Raw genomic sequence first — 16,779 nt, 5'->3', positions numbered from 1 at the left:
CTCCTTTATTTTTGATATAGAAAAAAGCCGCCGGGTTACCCAGCAGCCTGTTCATCCTTTTCATTTGTTTGATCATTATCATTTTCGATTACGTGAAGCCGATCAGTAATGGCAACCGGAATCTTAACGCCGATCTGTGCAAGGTTCTCAGTAATAGAAAGCCCTTCATTGGCGATATAAAAAAGAACGGTTCCAAATGTCAGGACCCCGTTCAGATTAAGAATTGTATCTATGATGTTTGCCACGATGACCACCAGAAAACTGAGCATCTTACGCACATAACCGAACCAAGCGCTCCGGCTCCGGAGCTTTTTGAATTTCCAAGCCTTGATCACGCCCGTTATTACGTCGAGAATACTGAGAACTAGCAGTAAATCAAGGTACTTCACACCCCCAAACAGGTAAACTCTCGCTAAATCCAATGTTTCAAAATTAATAAACACCGTTGTCTCCTCCATTTCTTGTTATCACCTCCTAGAGGCAAAAATAAAAACGCCTATTAAGCGTTTATCCTTCTTTGTTCAATTCAACCCCAGCAGGCTCGTCAGTCTCCCCAGAAGGGACGTCGCTGGGAGAAGGGTATTCCTTTCCGGTAATTTCTTTATATTGAATATCTGTTATCTTGCCTAGTTCCACATATTTAGCAACATCTTCATCATTGTAAGCCTTCCAGCTGTAGCAGTATTGAATACATTTAAACCATTCCATTTACAACACTCCTTTTTCAGTCAAAGACATTAATAGGCTCGCTATCGTTTCGGCTTGCTCTTGCGATTGTTTTTGCGTTTCTGCCAGTTGCATGAGCAGCAATGCATTTTGTTCTTTTAATTGACTTACCGGCGACACTTCGGATACCCCAGCGCTTAGAATCTCGTCAATCTCTTCCTGAGTAGCTGTCTCCGTCCATTCTTGATTCTCTGTATCGAACTTTGGTTTGAATAATGAAGGAGAATCCGGCAGCTCTACGGTCGTGCAATCTGCAGGAATGATATAATCACCTTTTTCGTCTATTTCAGTGACTAATATGGGTTCAATAAACATATAATTTTCATCATATTTATAGACCTGTAACATTCTTAACCTCCTTAGTTTAAAGCGACAACGGCATCCATGTAGTAACCCGTCACATTGCTGTCATTATTTGAGTGAATACCGGTTAGCTTCATATCTCCACTGGCATTAATAAATAACTTACTATACCCTGTAGTACCAGAAACCGGAACCATCACGGCCACGCCGTTTGCCGGCAGTCTGTCAGATGGAATTGTCCCGCATACAACTTCACGAGTTGCCGTTATATGGCCACGCAACAGAAGGAGTTTGCCCCATTTCGCATATTGAAACGTTCTGTCCCCAGTAGCTGCCCCATTTTTAAGCGTGACGTCATGCCAGACCACTGATTCCAAATCTACGTTTGTTACAAGACGTTTCCACCCCTGCCAGCCTCTTTTTTTGTCCAGATAGTTACTAAAAACGTTATTATTCCAGTCAGTAGCAATTATATATCCGTAAGTAGCTTTCCCATTGTCATCCAATGAGGTAAAGTGAAAAATACCTCTAGTTGATACTGAAGAAGGTGCATTCTTGGCATTCCCAGTCGAATAAAATGTTCCAAACGTTTTTCCGTTTGCTATGATTTTTTCGTAGAAATCATCTGAATCACTGATACTTATTAAAGGGGCTCCTACATCGGACGTGATTTTCATTAACTGTGCTCCATTCCACTTATCCTTATCAGACTTCGTGACATGGATATCAGTTTTATTGGCATGTGCATCAATTTTCTTTTGGGATCCACCTACAGTTTCTATTTCAACCCAAGGTGTCCACGTTTCCCAGTCATTTTTACGGATTCGATTGAAGCATTTCAAACCATTGGTAGCATCATACGCAGTTTGAACGAGCGTATTTCCATAACTCATAACCAGAAGAAAACATTGGGTCAAGCCTGGCCCGTGTAAACCAGCATTGTATATCAGATACATCCCGGTATCAGTTAATTCATTATAATCCGTTGTTTCACTGCTGGCTTTATAAAATACCCTCCCATTATCTTGGGTTAGTTTATAGAGCTGTCCGGCATTCCATTTATTCTTATCGTTTTTTGTGACATGGCGTTCACTGTTTAAGTTATGAGCTCGAAATTCATAAAAATCAGCTTGTTTTACGTTTTCGACGTTCCCCAATCCTACCTGACTTTTTGTAACGCCATGAGGGTTGGACTGGTCATTTATATGGGTGTCTAAATTAGCCTGAACAGCATCAGCCTTTTTCTGTGCTCCATCTTTTGTCTCAACGTTCTGTAAGTCCTCAAATTTTTTCCGCAGCTCTTCGACGGTCTGAATGGTCTCGTTATAAAGCTCGTTGATCTTATTTTTCAAGGATTCAAAATCGTCAATATAGTATTCCACACTTGGTAGAATATCAGTGTCAATCAATGCTTTCTTAATCTCAAAAGAAAATTCATGGATCGACATTGCCTGTTGATTGGTGTAAGAAACATCCAATTCCGCCTGAACAGTCCCAACGTGCTTAATTTCTTCATCAGAGAGAATATAGGTCAGCCGGCCGTTCAATTTATCAATGATTTCAATGTCTCGGACAAATCGGCTGCCGTCAGACATGAAAAGAACGAGCTTCACCACTGCCGCCGATAACGGAAGGGGAACCCCGTCTTTCATAAGCTGAAATGACAGTTTTGCTGTGCCTTTGTCTTGAGTTGTATATTGTATATTCGTTTGTACTGGGCTTTTGCGCCGGCCATTGATTGTAAAAGTAAGTGATTCATCTTTGTGCGGCATAGTGTCCCTCCTTTACTCTTCTATAGAAGGAGATCCTTTGTCAGCCTGCCGCAGCCTTTTGATCTCATTCATTTCCTCTTCAGTTATCTTGCCTTGATCGACGGCCATAGAAAGAAGCTCCTCCTTGCCGTCCCAATACCCTGATAGATAACACGTCTTGATGGCATTATAAAAAGGGCTGCTCATCCCGCATCACCCCTTACCATTGTTTCAAGTATATCGGCAACAGCTTTCAGCGCCTTTGCCCCGTCGCTTTCTTCCCCTGAGTCAGCTTTCTCAAGCGACTCAATGTATTCAACCGATGCGCTTTCTACCCACTCTGTTCCCGTCCATTTGGCTTGCACCAAGTCACCCGGACTGATTTCAGTTGCTTTTTCCGGAACAATGCGTTTTACGTTCCCGTCATCATCTTCGATGTATTGAATCTCAACCGGGCAATCGTAAATAAAGTTTTCATCATATTGGTAAGCCCATTCTTGCTGAAAAGTCATACGCTTCGCTCCCTTAATTTAATTTGATGATTTCATCAATGTATGTGTAAGTTACGTTTCCAGCGTTATTCGCAATAAGTCCGAGGGCCGAGATATTACCATTCGAACGAAATACAATTTTCCTGTCACCCGTAGTCCCTCCTACCGGGCACCCTTTAAAGGCATTCTTCTTCGGCCGCGCACTGACAGGTAATGTCGCAAAGTCCACACCGTCTTTTTTAGGAATTGTCACACGGCCCCTTACATAAAGAAAACCTCCCTGTACTGCAAATTGGAGACGGTTGTTGCTGTCAGGATTCTTTGCGCCATTCTTTAAGGGCAGGTTTGCCCAGGGCAGCTTTCCACTTGCTGAAATCTCTGACCATTCTCCTTCTTTGCCTTCACTTGTGACTACTCGTGTCAAAATCTTGAGTGGCCTTGCTGTTGAGTTTCGTGTTAACGTTTGAATAACTGAGCCCACACGGTCAGCTGGTGCAACATTTAACCACCAACCAGCATCTCCACTGTCCGGGTGATCAGATAGTGTTTTGGTCTCTGGGGTCGTCATATAGTAATAACCCACTTGCCGAAATTCTTTTAATGATTTAAGTCCTTCTGGCAACCGCTTTGCATAGCCGCTATTTTGGGTGAGTTTATACCCTTGATAACCTTGAGCTAAATCAATACCAAATTTGGCTGCATTCTCTTTTGAATGAAAGGCGTATACCTTGGCAAGCCTTTTCCCGACGGCTCCCGTCGCCACGCCAGCAAAAAGTGATTTCTTTCCTGTCTTTGGGTCTTTATATAAAAAGACTGATTCAGGTTCGCGGAAACCATCTTCATATTTGCCGTCTGGCCCATAACCAAAATCACAAGAGATACGTTTTTTTAAACCGCCATCTTTAAAGCTAAATAAGGCCAACTCGCATGGATACGTTTTATTGTTTGTATCACCGGTATACCAATACAAATCATACCCATCTATTGTAAATCCCTGTAGATAATGCAGATCACTTGGGATTGTCACTTTTCCCAGCACTTTATTCACTCCACTTTTTACATCACTTAATTTCCGGAGCTCCACAAGACTATTACCATCATTTAATTTTACCCGGAAGGCAATAAAACCGTTCTCTCTATCAATCACTGGAATCGTATAGTAATCGTTGAATTTGTTATAGCGTTTAATCCCACCGCTGCCACCATTTAAAGTGGCACCTGCCGTATAAGGGAAACGAACCAGATCGTTTCCTATAGCATTTCCGTTTGAATCGACTACATCATAGTTTGACCAGATGTACATTTTTCCGTTTTCCCGTTCCAGTCCAATTGTGGTACCGTGGCCGCCGTGAATGAGTGTCATGCTGTCCAGCATCACCCCGTTTTGATTCATCCGGGTAATGGTGAAACTCTCACTTTTATCTTGATTACCGCTGGCAACCTGTGTGGCGTAGATGTCACCTGTCAATTCATCAATAACAAAACACTGAAGCACCGTTTTATCTGCTAAATTCAAGTTTGTGTGATAAACCGGCGGAACGGTTGTAAAGTCAAAAGACAATTCCTTCTGAATCATTGAATCCAAGTTTTCGAGATCAGTTTCGTTTGCGACAAGGTGATCACGTAAAGACGGATAGACTTTCCCTCTTTTATCTACTCGAGCATCAATTGTTTCTTTTATATTGGTCCCATCCGCTTCTAACACAATGTTTCGGAGCCGCGCTTTCGCTATTTCAATTTCCTCGTAAACTGTCAGCCCACCACCATGAGCAACTTGAGAAGACGTATGAGCAGTCACAGCTGATTTATGATTAGCAATAGTGGCGGATAGACCATTTAAGCCATTTTCAATGCTTTCCAGATCATCCCGCTGCTGCGCAAGATACAGTGAGTCTTTTGTAGAATCATAATCTTTTATTAATCTGATCACCATGAGATCACTCTCCTTTCAAGACAAAACAAAAAGCACCCTGGTAAGGATGCTCATATCATCATTCTAAGTTTTTGCATATATCGCTTTTGATCTTTCAATCTCTTCTCTTGCTCCATCCGAATGTCTTGAATATCTTTTCGGAAATTAGCAAATGTCAGTGTCGGCTTTGCGTAAGGATTCAATGGTTTATATTGAATGGCCAAAAGGCGGACATCATCTTCGTACGTCACGCCATATGATGTGTCAGCCAAAATATGCAGCGTGTCACCTTTCCAGAAATCCTCTTGTATCTTTAAAAGCTTCGGCTCGTAGATGTATTCATAATCCACTTCTATTTCAGTCTGTGGATATGGGTTTACGTACTTTTTCAAAGCCGCCAACATACTGGATGCTTTTTTATATTTTTCATCCCTCAATGGTTCTGCCCATCTCGGCATGCCATCAATGAGGAATTTATCTTCATCAGGATGCTTGTACAACACTGGCTCAAAAACATACTCCGTTTTTTTGCTGTCTGTGCTGCTGTTTTCTTTAATTGCACCAAAACCCCTCGCTCTTGTGGAACACCCTTGAGTAGAGGTTTTGATTGTGATACCAGGCATATTATATCGAGTATCAAGTGTATGATTTATTCGTTTGCCCATTTTCTTATACACGTAGACTTTATAATTATCGACATCTAATTCTAAGCCATAGTCTTCCACAATTTCATCCATCAGATCATTTCCGAATCTGTCACCAAAATTCTCTTGTTCAACGCTAGAGAACTCACTTTCTTTGTCCATAAAGATGTACCTTAATTTTGTGCCTTTAAAAATAAAATCAAGCATTTTCCTGACGGTAAACGTCCCACTGATCGTATCTTCCACATAGTGATTGTTTAGTGTCACAACGTAGACGTGGCTTGCTGTTACTTTTTTAGAAAGTGTTCCTTCCTGGTTAATTGCAATATCTGTGATGAAATACTTTTGATGATTGAATTTTTTCTCATCAAGATAAACAATATTGTCATTCACAAGCAAGTCGTATTCTGTGCCATTATCTGCTGTCCTTGTGATCGTAAATTCAATGTCCTTTTTCCCTGTCGTATCGTCTAATAAGTCCGGGTCTGCTCCGATGACTTCAATAGCTTGTGAATCGTCCTGACTCGCCACATGCAGCTTTGGAAAATATACATCTTTAGGAAGGCTCTGATTTAGCGTAATATCTTTTCCGTCATACTCTTTGCTGGGCAGGTCTACGATCGGATCAGGATTACTTGGTTCATCCAGATTGTCGGGCAGCCCCTCAGTTGTATCGTATTTGGTTAATTTATACGTGAAAATAATGCTATTGAGCTTTGTTGCATAATTTGGATCAGTTGCATATCCAGCTTTTACGAGCGCAGCTGTAGCTTTTTGATAATCTGTCTCTCCAACAACCGCCCTGTAATGATTTTTATCCCAGCTTACACCATTGAGATACAGGTTAGCTAAGTCGTCAATCGACTCTTTCCAAGAGGGATATTTTCGAAACTTTGCCGGAACCTGAACATTTTCACCGTTAATGACTTCCCATGTCATCATTGTGACATATTGTCCCTTATACTCGCCCTTCATGCCGAATAGGTTGTGTCCTTTTGTTGCAAGTTCACTTGTTCCCCATGCACTCTCAAGACAGCCCTGGGCAATGATTAACGAAGCAAGAATTTGATGGTTTTTATAAACTCTTTGAGCGTCGGCGGCTATTTGTTTAATGAAATCTTCTTTAGCCAAAAAACCACCACCTCTTACAAATAATAGAGCCGAGTATCGAATTGGATGGTGAAATCACTTGTGTTCTGAACTTCAAACTCATTCCATCCTATTTCAAGACTCGGCAGCCGGCCAGATGTTTTAATCGGCGTGTTATTAATGATTGTATATTGTTTAAGAAAAGATACCTGCTGACTTTTCTTTAGTTCCTGTTCAATCGTAAGCTTTTCGTCATTCGTATGATTGATCAACGTTACATTTTTACCTGCAGCATTTAACAGGACATTGTAATCATGATCCAGTGGATTTATCTGCACATCGCCGGGATTAAACACAGAATAACGTTTCTGATTCTTAAAAGAATAGTTCAATTGATCATTAGGCGGGATGTTCATACCAAAAGTTCGCTTTGCTCTAGTGAAATACTGCTTATCTTTTGTTGTAAAAGTTGATTCTGCCATCCCTGTAATGTTAGTGAACTCCACAGAAAAATCATTGTAGGTTTTCTCCTTCTCTTTTTGGATGCTGAAATTCCCGTCACATGTTACAAGAAAACGGCGATTCGGCCAAAGATCAGAAGAAATGTAATAAGGAAACGGCTTAACCAATAGGGCATATAGCTGATGCCTGTACATATAAAAATTCTCATGCTTGAGCGCATTCAAATAAATCTCAACATTTATTTTTCTTTCTCCGTAAGTCACATCGCGTGGGTGCTGCGGCAAAATCAGACCGTGCCGCCGAGGGATCGTAATTGTTTCCCGATTAATATTTGGAGCTTCCGGCAAAAAGCTCAATACTTCAAATTGAGGGAGTAAGCTGTCAAGGCTCTGCTCCCCTAGTCCATTATTAAAATCAATAAACAGTTTTACCATGCAGGCTTACCCCCGTTTCTATAACGTTTTTTGTTATAACGGTCCGCGCTGGTTTGATCCAGTCTTGTCCCGTCTATATACGTGTGATTGTCTTTCAAAACAAGCTGCTGCAAAAGCTGAATGTTTTGCTGAAGAGCATCTATTTGCTGGCTCATCATGCTGATTTGCTTCTCTTGATTCTCAACCACACGGCTCATGTCAACATTTACATTGGTCTGTGGCGCTTTGTCAGCTGTAGCCATTGAAGCTTTTTGAAGCAACACAAGGGCTTTTGAAATCATCCCTTGTTGAAGTGATGGAAGAACGCCAAGCTCGCGTCCTACACGCGCCCATAAACCGATGTTACGTTCCCGATACGTCGGGTCTGTTGTAATCGTGGTCTCATCAAAGCCCCGTTCGTTTAGAATCGCCCATTTAGAGCCGCCGCGCCCCGGTGAAGTCCCTCCTTTTGCGTATCCCACATACGGGCCGCCGCGAGCCATTGATTTCAATCCTGGGTGATTAGAAATATCCCCATAGCGACCTTTGATGTAATTGATTGCAGCCAGTATATTATCAACCGGATTAAGAATGTTATTGTGCCCTGGAAACGCATTGGATGAAAACGTACTTGGAATCGTCTGCATCAGCCCACGAGATGGATGACCGGCTCTTGCATTTGAGTCAGTAAGGTTAATGGCATTGGGATTTCCTCCAGACTCCTTCATTGCAATGGTGATCAAGCCAGGAACCCACGAGAATGGTACGCCCGCAATGCCGACAGCTTCCGCTACCCATTTTTGAACCTGGGCAGATCCTGTCGCTCCCTTATAGGCATCTGCTGTGAAAAGCCCGGCATCAGGAAGAATGTTTTTCAAAAACTGACTAGCCCCATTTTTTAATGTTTGGAGGATACCAGTCCCTAGTGAGTCCACACCTTTTCCGGACTTAAAAGGGATAAAGCCTTTAAACAAATTCTTAATCATTTTCTCGGGACCGTTCAAAATCATTTCCATAGCACCCGATGCAACATCTTTCGCTTTATTGACAACGCCTTCCCCTGCTGATATCGCCCCTTTTACAAGTTTCTTGGATCCATTAATGGCGTCTTTAAAAAAGCTTCCGACACCGCCAGCATAACCAGGTAGACCGGTTGCCATGACTTCTTTTGACTGACTATGTGGGAGAACCGATGTACCACGCGGTAAATCCCAAACCTGCGGGCCGCCCATTCCAACCACATAAGTTCCGATGCCAGGTGTATGAGCAAGTTCAAAACCTTCTTCACCGACTAACGCCCTTCCGCCAGGGTGAAAGTCTGTTCCTTTGGCATAGGCCCTGCCAGGCGCTACTTGCATTTCAGAGTTTCCGCTGTATCCTTTAGGCTTCCATTCAGGAATGGTAGGAATGTGCATGAACTCAAGAACAGTATTGATCCCGCCGGTAATTTTATTGACAACACCTGCTAGATCAACGAGAAAAGTATCAAATTCACCAAGGACTTCACCTGTCTCCCAATCTACTGCTTCTATGTGCCCGGCAGCCTGCATTTTCGCTTCACTGACTACACCTTTATGAGTTTTTTCAGCCTCCTTGACTACCTTGTCTTTCTGACTCTTCGCAGAGCTAACAGTATCATCATGTTGTTTTTTAGTGATAGAACCCTTGACGTAATACTCTAGATCAGCGTTTTTCACTACTTCTTTATATTGCTTTTCAGCATTCTTGACCACATTGTCTTTTGCTTTTTTGCTGTTTTTAACTGTGGCAGCTGCTTCTTTTGCAGAAAGTTCAGTTTTGTTGTCTTTTAGTTTTCCAGCGATAATTGTCTGCTCCTCTTTACTTTTAGTAAGAGCAGATTCAACATGGCTATTCATTTTCTTAATAATCTGTTCTATTTCCTTGCGTTCGTCATCTGTAATATCTCGGTGATCTTTAGCAGCATTTTCCCAAATCTTTTTGATGCGCTTGGTATACCCGGATATTTCTTTATGCTTGTCCTTATTGTTGTCTTTGATATTCTGTAATGTTTCTGTCTTCTCTTTTTCTGACATTTCTTTATTGGAAGCATAAAAATCACTTAAAACTTTTAAAGATTTATCAGTGCTCTTTTGATAGCCATCAAGAATAGTTTGGCCCATCTTTTCATACTCACTGGACATGTTATCAGCTATTTTTTTCGTGATCTTTTTGTTTGTTAAATAGTAATAATTTAGCTTGGCACCGACTTTGGTGTTCATATCTTCATAGGCATTAATCGCTTTCGAAGTGGATTCAGAAACCTTATCGCCAAAGTCGATAGTCGCCGGCAGTACCCTTTTCTTCAAGTTGTCGTAATACTTAAATCCTGCATCAGCTAAAAGGGTGACACCAGTAACAGCTATTCCGATTGGACCACCAAGCAAACTGAGCCCACCGCGCAAAAGACCGACAATCCCGGCACCTTTTTTTAGAATGTTAAAAAGACCGAACCCACTTTTCGCAAGTTTCATAAAGCCGCCAGCGCCTTTTACAGCACTAATGCCCGTTTTTACGATGCTAGAACCGAATTTGATTAGTTCAGGCGCAAAAGATAGAATCAGTCCAGCGATTGTTCCGACAGGTCCACCAAATAGACCAAGGCCAACCCCAGCTACACGAGAAGCTCCGCTAAGACCTCTCATCGCTCTTGCGCTTCTGTTTGTATTTTGTTCAAGACGTCCTACTCTTGTTGTTGCAAGTGCAGAAGTTTGATGAAAACGATCCATTCTGGTGGATGCTACTGCCGCCGCTGTTGAAGTGGTAGCCATCCCCGCTGCCGCTGTTCTTGAAGCTGTGCCGGCTGCAATCGCCTCAGCAGAGTAAACGGTTAGACTTGTAGAAGCACGATTCACATTCCCGGTTAAATACGCCCCAGCTGTGCGCAGCATATTCCAGCCCGCAGCCATTTTCGGAATTGCACCTAAAGTGAGCAGGAAAGCACCGCCCAAGAGCGAGAACACAGTGACCGCTGCGCCTGTAATGGCAATTGTGCTAGCGACTGAAGAAGGCAAGGAATCAAACCATGTGACAGCACTTGTAATGACGTCTGTTGTGGCCCGTATCACCGGAATAAATTGATTTCCCAGTGTAATCACAGCATTATTTGTGGCCGATTTAAGATATTCAAAAGATCCGGCCAGATTATTCATTTGCTTATCAGCGATCTTGTCAGCTGTTCCACCACTGTTCTCCAATTCTTTTGTAAAGTCCTGAAGTTTGTCCTTTCCAGCGTGCATCAAGGTAATGAATCCAGATAGAGCATGCTGTCCTGCAAGCTGCTTGGCAATCCTGACTTTTTCCGTTTCTGTATAGTCTTTTGTTTTCTCATTGATTTGGCCAATGATGTCAGCTAACGGGCGCATTTTCCCGGTTGAATCGGTCACTTTTAGCCCCAACTCTTCAATTGCGGCTGCCGCAGGTTTCGGTGGAGCAGCCATACGGGTTAATGTAGACCTGAGAGCCGTACCAGCCATATCTGCCTTAATACCACTGTTCGCCATAATACCGGTTGCCGCTGCCAACTCTTCCATGCTAACTCCTGCCGTTTTGGCAGCAGGTGCAGCGTATTTCATCGTTTGACCAATTTGTTCGAGTGTGGCGTTTGAATTGGTGAACGTATAGGTCATGACATCCGCAACTCGGTTAGTATCTTCGGCCTTGATATGAAACTCTGTTAAAATATCAGATACAATATCAGCTGTAACCCCAAGATCTGTTTGACCTGCCGCAGCTGTGGCAAGGAGTCCTGGCATCGCACCAATAATTTGATTTGTTTTGTATCCAGCCATCGCTAAATACTGCATTCCCTCGGCCACTTGTCCATTTGTAAATTGAGTTGTCGCTCCCAAATGCCGGGCTGTTTCTGTTAATTGAGCCATTTGATCATTCGTAGCCCCTGCAAGAGCGCTCACTCGACTCATGGCTTTTTCAAAACTTGCGGCTGCTTTTACCGTGGCACCAATTCCTACCACTCCAACTGCTCCAATAGCAGTTAATGCTTTTCCAGCTTTCGTTGCAGATGTGTAAACAGCGTTTAACTCTTCCGATACTCCCTGTGAATCTTTCTTGAAGACAGAAAAAACGCCGGCTGCTCGCTTACCACTAGCAGAAGTGTTTTCAAATTCTTTAGTGACCTGTTGCAGCTCTCTTCCTAAATTCTGATGAACAGCTACTGCATCATTTAAGCGCCGAGCTTGGATTTGTGTTTCGCGGTTGTCTTTCCCTTTTTGGCGGACTAATTCATCATATCTCTGCCGGTGTTCTTGGACTAAACGGCCTTGGATTTTATATTTATTATTTAGCCCTTCCATTTGCGACTGAAGGAGCTTCGTTTGATCACCGGTATTCTTATAAATACTGCCGGCCGCCTTCATTTCTGAGTTTGCCAGGCGCATTTGCCTTTTTAGGCCTTCAATACCTCGATTAAAACCTGTATCATCAAGACCTACTTTGACAACCATGTTTCCTATTGGTTGAGCCATATGTAAACACCCCGCTTTCCTGGCATAAACTCAACAAAAAAAAAGACAGGTGTGCTCCTGTCTAAAAGATTTGGTCAATTGTTACCGTCTTAATTTTCGGCTTATTCTTTTCAGCCAAAACCTCTAAGTAATGGTAAATGTCCATGTTATCTATTTCAGTCATTTTCCACCCTTGTTCAAGCAGAGTAGAATAAATTTCATTTATTTGCTGGATTCCTCTTTCGTAGGTGTACTCTTCTCCGTCTTCTCCTGCAAAAAATCTTGATCCATTTCCTCAATTTCTTTGTATCCAGCTACCTCTGAGAGAATTCGGCTGACTTCTTTTGTCACTTCAAATGATTGTAGCCCTTCGGTGAACTCGTCATAAGTGAACTGGTCACGGAATATTTTCACAATAAACTGGATTTGTTTCTCCAATGTTTTGATGCTCTTTTCAAGATTATCTGATGTTTTTTCCGCTTCAGCATTTAATCTCAGCGCTTCGAGAAGTGTCTTTGTATTTGTTCGCGGTGCAATAAAAGTTTTAAACTTTTTTTCGTCTTCAAACCACAATTTGATAGAAATATGTTTCTGAGCCATAATGACTCCTCCTTTTGGTTAAATAGATTTTAACTAAATAAAGAGAAGCTTTTCAGCTTCCCCCTTTTATTTCCCAAGATCAGCACTTACATTTTCTTCTGTGTCTTGTTTATTTTGATAGGCGTCCCCAAAAACTGCCTTATAAAAGTAATCTATATCGAATTTTTCTCCATCTTCATCCGCAACGATTTTGAACACATCGTCCTGCTCTCTATCTACGAATTCGGCTGAAAGTTTGATCGTTTGGAAATCCGTTTTATCTTGTTTTGTTTTCCATTCATCGCCCGGCAAAGAGAATCTCCCTTTTACCAAGCCCACATGACGAGACTTGCCGTTTGCTTTAGGTCCTTGAAACGTCATCGCAACCCAAGGAGGAATGATATTTTTCTTAAACAAGTACAATCCGTTTTCATCTTGTTCAATTCCAAGTAATTTAGAGAGAATCTCCATTGGCAGATCCCGCATTTCAATGTCTAATTTAGTTGAACCAGTTGAAACTGCAAGATCGACAAGTTTGTCATCCGCATATTGTTTTTCTGTGGATGTTTCTGTTTCAACTTTCATATTGATTGCGAATTCATAGTCAAGAATTTCTGTGGGAACATAAAATTTACCCGCCTTTTTTAATGGCGCGAATTTCACATTCTTTAAACCTGTCACTGAACTGTATTCAGGCATCTTAAAACCTCCAATTATAATAAAATGTTTGCTTCGAACCGATATCCTTTTCGAATAAGACGTTCTTTTTGTAAAAATTCATTGATAGGGACCGTTGTCTGAAAATCCAGGCCGCTCATTATGTCCACAATGGGGGCCAAAATAGGATCGCATGAACTATTGTGGTACACATCAATCTGATATACAGCGCTGTCTTGTATCGGCTTCCCATCAGCCCATTTAGTTGTTCTGTAGTCTATCTCCTGAACCACAATGTAAGGAGGAGAACTTTCAATCCCTTCTGGCACGGCCAATTCATAAATATTTGCAGGATCAATCAATAATAAAAGCGCCGGATGGGTTTCCAGCGCTTCAAATATCTTGTCCTTTAATTGCATTGATCTTTCGATGAGGTTTAAAAGACTCATAGCTTATACCCCGCCTTTATGACCTTTTCCATAGCATCAAGCATCTTATCATTCGCCTGGTACATACTGTTTCGAATAAAAGGATTTGCTGCCTGATGAATGGTCCCAAACTCCGGCAAGTGAACACGAAATTTAGTGTCCTTTGTTGGGCCGACAACCGCATATATTTCTCCGTCTTCATCTCGCTTTATCCTATTTCCTACAATAATGTCCTCGTCTATGTGAGGGTGCCTACCCCCAATAGTTGACCGCGGAGCATTATCATTGATTACTTCCGCCAATACAGCACCGCCTGCTTTTACGGTTGCTTTATGGATTTTTTCGTCCTTGCGAGCTAAGTCTGCGAACGTAGATTCCAGTTCTTTAAAACCCTTCAATTCCAGCTCAAAATTCATCAGCTCACCACATTTGCTTTAATAGTAATGAAGTGCCGACGCGAATAGTTAGGCAAGATTGACTCTATTTCATAAGCTTTTTCACGAAAGATGATTCGCATATGCTCGTCTATGTCTTCGCGGTGACGAATTGTAAATTCAACTGTCTTTTCCTTTTGAATGGCCGCCGCAGCATAATATTCTCGGCCTTTTAAACCTTCAGCTTTAGCCCAGCATTCTATAACCGTTTCCCAGCTGTTTTTTCCATCCACAGGCAGGCGCCCAGCAGGCTTCTTTTTCTGAAATTGAATCCGATATCTCATATCATTAAGCATTGGACTTAGCCTCCGGCAATGTATATTTAAGCTGATTGATCATGGTAGTGAGCACGCCGTCTAAGTTAGAAGTTGTACCAGCAATTTCTCTGTTTTCATACCAGTGAGCAACGAATGCATTTACACACATTGCTGCCCTGGCTGATTTATTCGGAAATGTAAGGCCCGTAGCAGAAGCAATGTATTCTTTCGCAGATGCAATAAAGTCTAAAATCAAATCATCCTCCAGATCACCATCAACCCGGAGGAACTTTTTTGCCTTTTCTAATTCAACTTTCTCTTCTTCTGTCACTCGACATCACCTGTCTTTCATTCAGAAGTATTCGGTTTCAGCTCATCAATTTGTTTTTGAAGTCCATCTAATACGGATTTTATTTCACTGTTCAAATGATCGAGCATAATGCTGCCCGTTCCAACGTTAATGCTACGGACTGATTTTTCTCCCAACATTTCATGTACAATAGATTTTTCGCCGATAACAGCTGGATCACCCTTGTCACCCTTTGGACCTTGGGGACCTGGCTCACCTTGTGGGCCAGCATCTCCTTTTGGACCTTGAGGACCAGTGTCTCCTTTGTCTCCCTTTGGTCCCTGCGGCCCGGTATCCCCTTTAGGACCTTGTGGGCCTGGTTCGCCTTGAAGACCTTTTACATAGAGAGGATTTTGTTCGCTGTTGTCCGCGATAGAGACATCTGTAATTGGCTCCCCTGATCCGTTGTCTCTTGCTGATGTTTTTGCTCCGTTACTTTCATTTAGAAAATCTGCCATATTAAATCATCCTTTCACTATTGTTTTTATTTCCCTACATCTACTGATTGATCTTCTGTGCTATCGTTAATCTGTGTCCCGTTGTCAGGAACCGCATCTTTAATAGATGAAAATTCTGCGTAAACAACTGCATCTGTATCCCAAAGAACCACATCCTCGCGTTCTATAATTCTCAAATCTGTAGAATTACGGTAGAATGCTTTTCCCCCAACGCTGGTGGCTAAAATAGAATATTGTTGACGGTCAAAGAGTTTAACAGCTTCTTTCAGGTCTCCGATAATTAACGGATATTTGGGATTAGTTTTTGTACCACCGTTTGGCAAATACTTATCAGAAATAACGGATACCGGCTTACCGAACAGTAATTTTTTAGTTGGATCTGTAGGATTCGGTTGCAACAGGTAACGACCGAAAGCATCTTTCAGTTTATCCAACACATTAAAACCAGATTGATTCGTTACAGCTTTGGTTGTAGCATTAATTGCCGGATCAAGCTTGACATTGAGAATGTCTTTAATGTCGTCCTGTTTCGATATTGTCGTTTTCGCAAGTGAACCCAATTGTTCAAGAATCAATGTATTGCGGGTTACAGCCGATTTTTTAGCGAGCCAATTGGAGAGATACTGCAAAAGCGCCTCTTGAGTATCCGCAAGCAAATCATTTGAAAGGACCAAAATCCCTGCATAGTCTTTAATGTTGTATTTAATGTTTTCAAATTTAGGGTTCTCTAAATCTTCAATATCCGCTAATTCCTCAAGATTTACTAAAGGTGTGATGTCTGCTAATTTTTCAAGTACCCTTGATCCTTTGTTTGTAGATACTGGAATGACATCAACAAGATTAGCCAGAGTATCAAATTGCCGGCGCTTTTCATTGATTTTTGTGGAAATATCTTGTGGAACAATAAGTCCGCCATTCTCATCTACGCCTTCCTTCATAGCTGCAAGTGGTTGCGGGACTTTACCCGTTTTGAGAGCAGATGCGAAAAGCTGAACATGATTTTTTACTTCTTTACCTGCAATATCATCTGTTGGTTGCTGTATCTTTGCCTCTGGACCTTTCTGTTCTTGCTGCTCTTCCTGTTCATACGAAACCTGCATATTTCGGACATCTTCATATGTTTGAATTTGCTCTTTGATTAATTGGGCTTCAGCAAGTAGTTTTTTAGCATCCTCCATTTTTCCTTCATCGGTCAGCGCTTCAATGTCCGTGCGTTTTTCCGCCAAAGCCTGGCGTAATTCGCGTTCCTTTTTAGACATTCCACCTCCAGCAAAAAATTGAATATCAAGGTTCAATAATTTTTTCTGTTTCAATTGCTTGTCCTCCTTAAAATTGGCATAAAAAA

Annotated in this window: 18 protein-coding genes; all 18 read right to left on the bottom strand. The window is 41.9% G+C overall.

The window, feature by feature from the left end:
• Window positions 1-35 precede the first annotated feature (35 nt).
• The gene (locus Q3W56_RS04860) at window positions 36-458 is read right to left on the bottom strand and encodes a phage holin family protein (protein ID WP_302894690.1); all 423 of its coding nucleotides are present in this window, start codon (window positions 456-458) and stop codon (window positions 36-38) included.
• Between the two features lie 49 nt (window positions 459-507).
• The gene (locus Q3W56_RS04855; RefSeq protein ID WP_042975107.1) at window positions 508-708 is read right to left on the bottom strand and encodes an XkdX family protein; all 201 of its coding nucleotides are present in this window, start codon (window positions 706-708) and stop codon (window positions 508-510) included.
• The gene (locus tag Q3W56_RS04850; RefSeq protein ID WP_302894689.1) at window positions 709-1,074 is read right to left on the bottom strand and encodes a hypothetical protein; all 366 of its coding nucleotides are present in this window, start codon (window positions 1,072-1,074) and stop codon (window positions 709-711) included. It abuts the gene before it with no gap.
• Between the two features lie 11 nt (window positions 1,075-1,085).
• The gene (locus Q3W56_RS04845) at window positions 1,086-2,801 is read right to left on the bottom strand and encodes a BppU family phage baseplate upper protein (RefSeq protein ID WP_302894688.1); all 1,716 of its coding nucleotides are present in this window, start codon (window positions 2,799-2,801) and stop codon (window positions 1,086-1,088) included.
• Between the two features lie 12 nt (window positions 2,802-2,813).
• Window positions 2,814-2,987 (bottom strand): hypothetical protein, encoded by a 174-nt coding sequence (locus tag Q3W56_RS04840; protein WP_164906782.1) that lies wholly within the window; start codon window positions 2,985-2,987, stop codon window positions 2,814-2,816.
• Complete coding sequence (locus Q3W56_RS04835; RefSeq protein WP_302894687.1) at window positions 2,984-3,292, bottom strand: hypothetical protein; 309 nt, start codon at window positions 3,290-3,292, stop codon at window positions 2,984-2,986. Before Q3W56_RS04835 ends, Q3W56_RS04840 begins: the two co-directional genes overlap by 4 nt.
• A gap of 13 nt (window positions 3,293-3,305) precedes the next feature.
• Window positions 3,306-5,204, bottom strand: coding sequence for a phage baseplate protein (locus Q3W56_RS04830; protein WP_302894686.1), 1,899 nt, complete (start codon window positions 5,202-5,204; stop codon window positions 3,306-3,308).
• A gap of 50 nt (window positions 5,205-5,254) precedes the next feature.
• Complete coding sequence (locus Q3W56_RS04825) at window positions 5,255-6,958, bottom strand: phage tail spike protein (protein ID WP_302894685.1); 1,704 nt, start codon at window positions 6,956-6,958, stop codon at window positions 5,255-5,257.
• Window positions 6,959-6,972: 14 nt separating this feature from the next.
• On the bottom strand, window positions 6,973-7,812 hold the full coding sequence (locus tag Q3W56_RS04820; protein ID WP_302894684.1) for a phage tail family protein: 840 nt from the start codon (window positions 7,810-7,812) through the stop codon (window positions 6,973-6,975).
• The gene (locus tag Q3W56_RS04815; RefSeq protein ID WP_302894683.1) at window positions 7,806-12,293 is read right to left on the bottom strand and encodes a phage tail tape measure protein; all 4,488 of its coding nucleotides are present in this window, start codon (window positions 12,291-12,293) and stop codon (window positions 7,806-7,808) included. Before Q3W56_RS04815 ends, Q3W56_RS04820 begins: the two co-directional genes overlap by 7 nt.
• Before the next feature lie 201 nt (window positions 12,294-12,494).
• Window positions 12,495-12,872 carry a phage tail assembly chaperone G gene (gpG, locus tag Q3W56_RS04810; protein ID WP_302894682.1) on the bottom strand — a complete coding sequence of 126 codons (378 nt, stop codon included), beginning with the start codon at window positions 12,870-12,872 and terminating at the stop codon, window positions 12,495-12,497.
• Window positions 12,873-12,938: 66 nt separating this feature from the next.
• Entirely contained in the window at window positions 12,939-13,550 is a 612-nt protein-coding gene (locus Q3W56_RS04805; RefSeq protein ID WP_077670784.1) for a major tail protein, read from the bottom strand.
• 14 nt (window positions 13,551-13,564) lie between these two features.
• Entirely contained in the window at window positions 13,565-13,957 is a 393-nt protein-coding gene (gene gp17, locus Q3W56_RS04800; protein ID WP_302894681.1) for a tail completion protein gp17, read from the bottom strand.
• Window positions 13,954-14,352 (bottom strand): HK97-gp10 family putative phage morphogenesis protein, encoded by a 399-nt coding sequence (locus Q3W56_RS04795; protein WP_302894680.1) that lies wholly within the window; start codon window positions 14,350-14,352, stop codon window positions 13,954-13,956. The genes gp17 and Q3W56_RS04795 overlap by 4 nt, the downstream gene beginning before the upstream one ends.
• Window positions 14,352-14,666: a phage head closure protein gene (locus Q3W56_RS04790; RefSeq protein ID WP_302894679.1), complete on the bottom strand. Its 315-nt coding sequence runs from the start codon at window positions 14,664-14,666 to the stop codon at window positions 14,352-14,354. The genes Q3W56_RS04795 and Q3W56_RS04790 overlap by 1 nt, the downstream gene beginning before the upstream one ends.
• Window positions 14,659-14,958: a head-tail connector protein gene (locus Q3W56_RS04785; RefSeq protein WP_302894678.1), complete on the bottom strand. Its 300-nt coding sequence runs from the start codon at window positions 14,956-14,958 to the stop codon at window positions 14,659-14,661. The genes Q3W56_RS04790 and Q3W56_RS04785 overlap by 8 nt, the downstream gene beginning before the upstream one ends.
• Window positions 14,959-14,975: 17 nt before the next feature.
• The gene (locus Q3W56_RS04780; protein WP_302894677.1) at window positions 14,976-15,434 is read right to left on the bottom strand and encodes a collagen-like protein; all 459 of its coding nucleotides are present in this window, start codon (window positions 15,432-15,434) and stop codon (window positions 14,976-14,978) included.
• A 26-nt stretch (window positions 15,435-15,460) separates the two neighbouring features.
• Entirely contained in the window at window positions 15,461-16,747 is a 1,287-nt protein-coding gene (locus tag Q3W56_RS04775) for a phage major capsid protein (RefSeq protein WP_302894676.1), read from the bottom strand.
• Window positions 16,748-16,779: the final 32 nt, after the last annotated feature.

Origin of the sequence: Bacillus sp. C28GYM-DRY-1, from assembly GCF_030519405.1 — a bacterium.
GTDB lineage: Bacteria > Bacillota > Bacilli > Bacillales > Bacillaceae > Bacillus > Bacillus spizizenii_A.
The sequence above is the reverse complement of the archived record's forward strand: the minus strand, read 5'-3'. Positions and strand labels throughout refer to the sequence as shown.